The organism is uncultured Oscillibacter sp., assembly GCF_910587525.1.
In the GTDB taxonomy this organism is placed as follows: Bacteria; Bacillota; Clostridia; order Oscillospirales; family Oscillospiraceae; genus Oscillibacter.
In genome coordinates, this window is record NZ_CAJULS010000178.1 from 1 (window position 1) to 3,661 (window position 3,661).

At 63.6% G+C, this 3,661-nt stretch carries 4 protein-coding genes; all 4 read left to right on the forward strand.

What is annotated here, in order from left to right:
- The first annotated feature begins 43 nt into the window (after positions 1-43).
- Positions 44-1,273 carry a DegT/DnrJ/EryC1/StrS aminotransferase family protein gene (locus tag QZ326_RS11865; protein ID WP_295745477.1) on the forward strand — a complete coding sequence of 410 codons (1,230 nt, stop codon included), beginning with the start codon at positions 44-46 and terminating at the stop codon, positions 1,271-1,273.
- Positions 1,270-2,175, forward strand: a complete 906-nt coding sequence (locus QZ326_RS11870; protein WP_295745479.1) for a dihydrodipicolinate synthase family protein — start codon at positions 1,270-1,272, stop codon at positions 2,173-2,175. Before QZ326_RS11865 ends, QZ326_RS11870 begins: the two co-directional genes overlap by 4 nt.
- Positions 2,172-3,077 (forward strand): aldo/keto reductase, encoded by a 906-nt coding sequence (locus tag QZ326_RS11875; RefSeq protein ID WP_295745482.1) that lies wholly within the window; start codon positions 2,172-2,174, stop codon positions 3,075-3,077. Before QZ326_RS11870 ends, QZ326_RS11875 begins: the two co-directional genes overlap by 4 nt.
- 219 nt (positions 3,078-3,296) lie before the next feature.
- Positions 3,297-3,661 (forward strand): YesL family protein (locus QZ326_RS11880; protein WP_295745484.1); only part of this gene is annotated, 365 nt, incomplete at its 3' end.

A 3,661-nucleotide genomic window follows, 5' to 3' on the forward strand; every position in this document is an offset into this window, starting at 1 on the left:
GTGTGCTCTTCCGATCTATTATTTTTGCAGGAGGAACCAGAATATGTCTCAGATCATGAAGGGCGACGCGTCCGGACGGGGCGCCGTAGCCGGCTACCGCGTCTCCATCCCTGCCAGACAGCATCCCTATACCGAGGAAGAGATCGCTGCCGTCGTGAACGTGATGCGCAATGTGGAGGGCCAGACTCAGGGCAGTTATCTGGCGCAGTTCCAGGAGGACTTTGCCGCCTTTACCGGCGCAGGGCACGCCTTCGCCGTGGACAACGCCACCAACGCGCTGAGCCTGGCGGCCACGCTGTGCGGCATCAGGCCCGGTGATGAGGTCATCATCCCCGCCTACACCTTCTGCGCCTCCGCCATCCCCTTCGGCAAGGCCGGCGCCAGGATCGTCTGGGGAGACATCCATCCGGATACCTGGACCATCGACCCGGAGGATATCCGCAGAAAGATCACCGGTAAGACCAGGGCCATCGTGTGCGTACATCTGCTGGGGATGCCCTGCGACATGCCCGCCATCATGGCTATTGCCAGGGAACACGGCCTGAAGGTGGTGGAGGACTGCGCCCAGGCGCTGGACGCCCGCATCAACGGACAGCATGTGGGCACCTTCGGGGACTACGGCTGCTTCAGCTTCCACGGGGCCAAGACCATGACCACTCTGGGCGAGGGCGGTATGCTGACGGTGCGGTCCGATGAGGACGCGGCCCTGGTCCCCGGCATCCGGCACAACGGCTGCTGCGGCTTTGACTTCCCCCGGGACCGGTACTGGTCTCCCGCCATGAGCAATGTGGATATGGACATCGAGGGCTTCTGGCCCAATAACTTCTGCATCGGCGAGGCCCAGTGCGCTCTGGGCAGCGTGGAGTTGCGCAGTCTCAGGGGCTACACCGACCGGATCATTGCCCAGAACGACAGGCTGCGCCAGCTGCTGGCCGATGTGCCGGAGATTTCTTTCAATAAGATTCCTGACGGCTACCGCCACGTCCGTCATCAGTATGTCCAGCACTTTGACGGCAGCGCTTTTGGCAAAAACCGGGACGACCTGCTGGATCTGCTAACGGAGAAGTACGGCATCCGCAGCATCGTGCAATATTACCCCCTCTACCGCTACCCCCTGTTCCAGAAGCTGGGCGCAGGCGAGTTTGACTGCCCCGTTCTGGAGCGCTGGTGGGACAACTCCTTCAGCGTGCCCATGTGGTGCGGCATGGAGGACGAGGTTCTGGAGATCATCTCCGGTTCCATTAAGTCCGCCATCGCGGATCTGAAGCGGTGACGGCCCGGATCAGCGGCGGCGTCCTTGTCCCCCTGTGTTCCCCCTGCGACGGGGAGGACCGCTTTCAGGTCCTGCCCTATCAGGAGGGGCTGCGGGCCTGTCTGGACGCTCCCATTGACGGCTTTTATGTCTGCGGCGGCACCGGCGAGGGGAGCAGGATGGGGACCGGGGAGCGGATGCAGGCCTGCGAGGCGGCAGTAGAGCTGGCCCGGCCTGCCGGGAAGAAGGTGCTGGTCCAGGTGGGGGCCGGGGACTCTGAGACGTCCCTGCTTCTGGCCCGCCGGGCGGCGGAGGCCGGGGCGGACGGCGTGTCCACCGTGCCCTTGCCGGGCCTGTCCTGGGAGGAGCAGCTGGCCTATTACGCCGAACTGCCGCAGGCTTCCGGACTGGAGACCGTGCTTTACTATACCCCCGGATGCACGGCCACGCTGGAGCAGATGAAGCAGGCGCTGGCCCTGCCGGGCATCACGGGGATCAAATCCTCCACCAATGACTTTTTCTTCACCATGCAGCTGCTGGACGCCAAGCCGGAGGGCGTGGTCCTATTCAACGGCAAGGATGAGTATCTGGCTCCCGCCGTTCTGCAGGGGGCGGAGGGCGGCATCGGCATGTGGGCGGCGGCTTTCCCCGGTGCCTACGCCTCTATCTACCGCCATGCGGCGGCGGGGGAGCTGACGGAGGCCTTCGCGCTGCAGACGGTTCTGAACAGGCTGTGCTGTGTGGTGTTCCGCTATGGCTTGCTGCCCGCCTTCTCGGCCATTCTGGAGCATCAGGGGCGCTGGAGCCGGGTGTTCCGGCAGTCTGCGGGGGAATTTGACGAAGCGTTTCGGACTGCTTTTCTCAGGGATGCCCTCCCATTGATCCAGCGGCTGGAAGCCGCCCGGAAAGGAGACGCGCAATGAATGACAACAAAAAAGGCGGGCTGAATGTGTTCCCCATCACTCTGGGCACCATGACCTACGGCAACCCGGTGGCCTTTGACGAGGCCGTGGAACTGACCCGCTATGCCCTGTCCAGAGGGATCGACCTCATTGATACCGCCAACATGTACGAGGGCTATGACCGCACGCCGGGAAGCGCCGGCGGCGCGGCGGAACGGATCATCGGCCGGGCTGTGGCCGGGATGGACCGGAGCAGGGTGAAGATCGCCACCAAGCTGGGGATGAAGGTAGGCGACTCGCCGGTGGACGCCGGGACTTCCGCCGCCGCCATCCATACCCAGCTCTCCCGCAGTCTGGAACGGCTGGATACAGAATATGTGGACATATATTATCTCCACTGCTTTGACGGGAATACTCCATACGAGGAGATGCTGGAGGCCCTGACGGAGGAGCTGGAGAAGGGGCGTATCCGCTGCTACGGCGTGAGCAACTACTCCGCCGCCCAGCTGTCCGGCCTGCTGCAGGCGGCGGACCGGACGGGGATGCCTCGCCCGGCGGTCTGCCAGCCGCCCCTGAGCCTCCTCAAACAGGACGCGCTGGCCGGGCTTCTGCCCCTGTGCCGGCAGGAAGGCGTGGCGGTCATCCCCTACCAGATCTACCAGGGGGGACTGCTCACCGGCAAGTACCGCCGGGATGCTTCCGCGCCCGCCGGTTCCCGGGGACAGGAGATGCCCGGGTGGCTGATGGCCCGGGACGATGCCCTCTTTGACCGTCTGGAGGCTGTGGAGGCCGCCGCCGCAGAGCGGGGGATGACCATGGCCCAGTATGCCCTGCGGTGGGTGCTGGAACAGCCTGCGGTGGTTTCGGCCATCGTGGGCGTCAAGAGCCGGGAGCAGATCGACGGCGCTGTTGGGGCCCTTTAAGAGCCTGTTTACTATCTCAACGTGTGCGGATTGGCGAGTGGATTTTTTGTCCAGCGAGGCAAAAAGCCGCAGCAATCCTGACGGATTGTAAGGTTTTTTAACGAAGTCTGGGCGGAAAATCCGCCGTCAAGACGTGCGCAGGGAGATATTAAACAGGCTCTAAGGGGAAAAGAACGGAGAGACGGGCCGTCGGGGCCCGCCTTGGAAAGGGACGGTCAGATGTCACAGTTGAATCGGGGAAGCAGTCCCGTTGTTGACTTTTTAGAGCTGGTGTTTGACCTGGCGGTCATCAATCTGCTGTTTATATTGTGCTGTCTGCCGGTGGTCACCGGCGGAGCCGCGCTGGCGGGGCTGTGCTATGCGGCGGAAAAACTGCGCCGCCAGGAGGGCAGGCCGGCGGCCAACTTTTTCAAGGGCTTCCGCCGGAATATCCGGCAGGCGACGATCGCCTGGATCGCCGCCCTCCTGCTGCTGGCGGGGCTGTTCATCGATCTGTATCTGCTGGTCCAGAGAGGGGCGGGGGGATTGTACTATCTGCTGCTGGGACTGGCCGGGCTGCCTGTCTTCTCCGGATTTACCGGGGG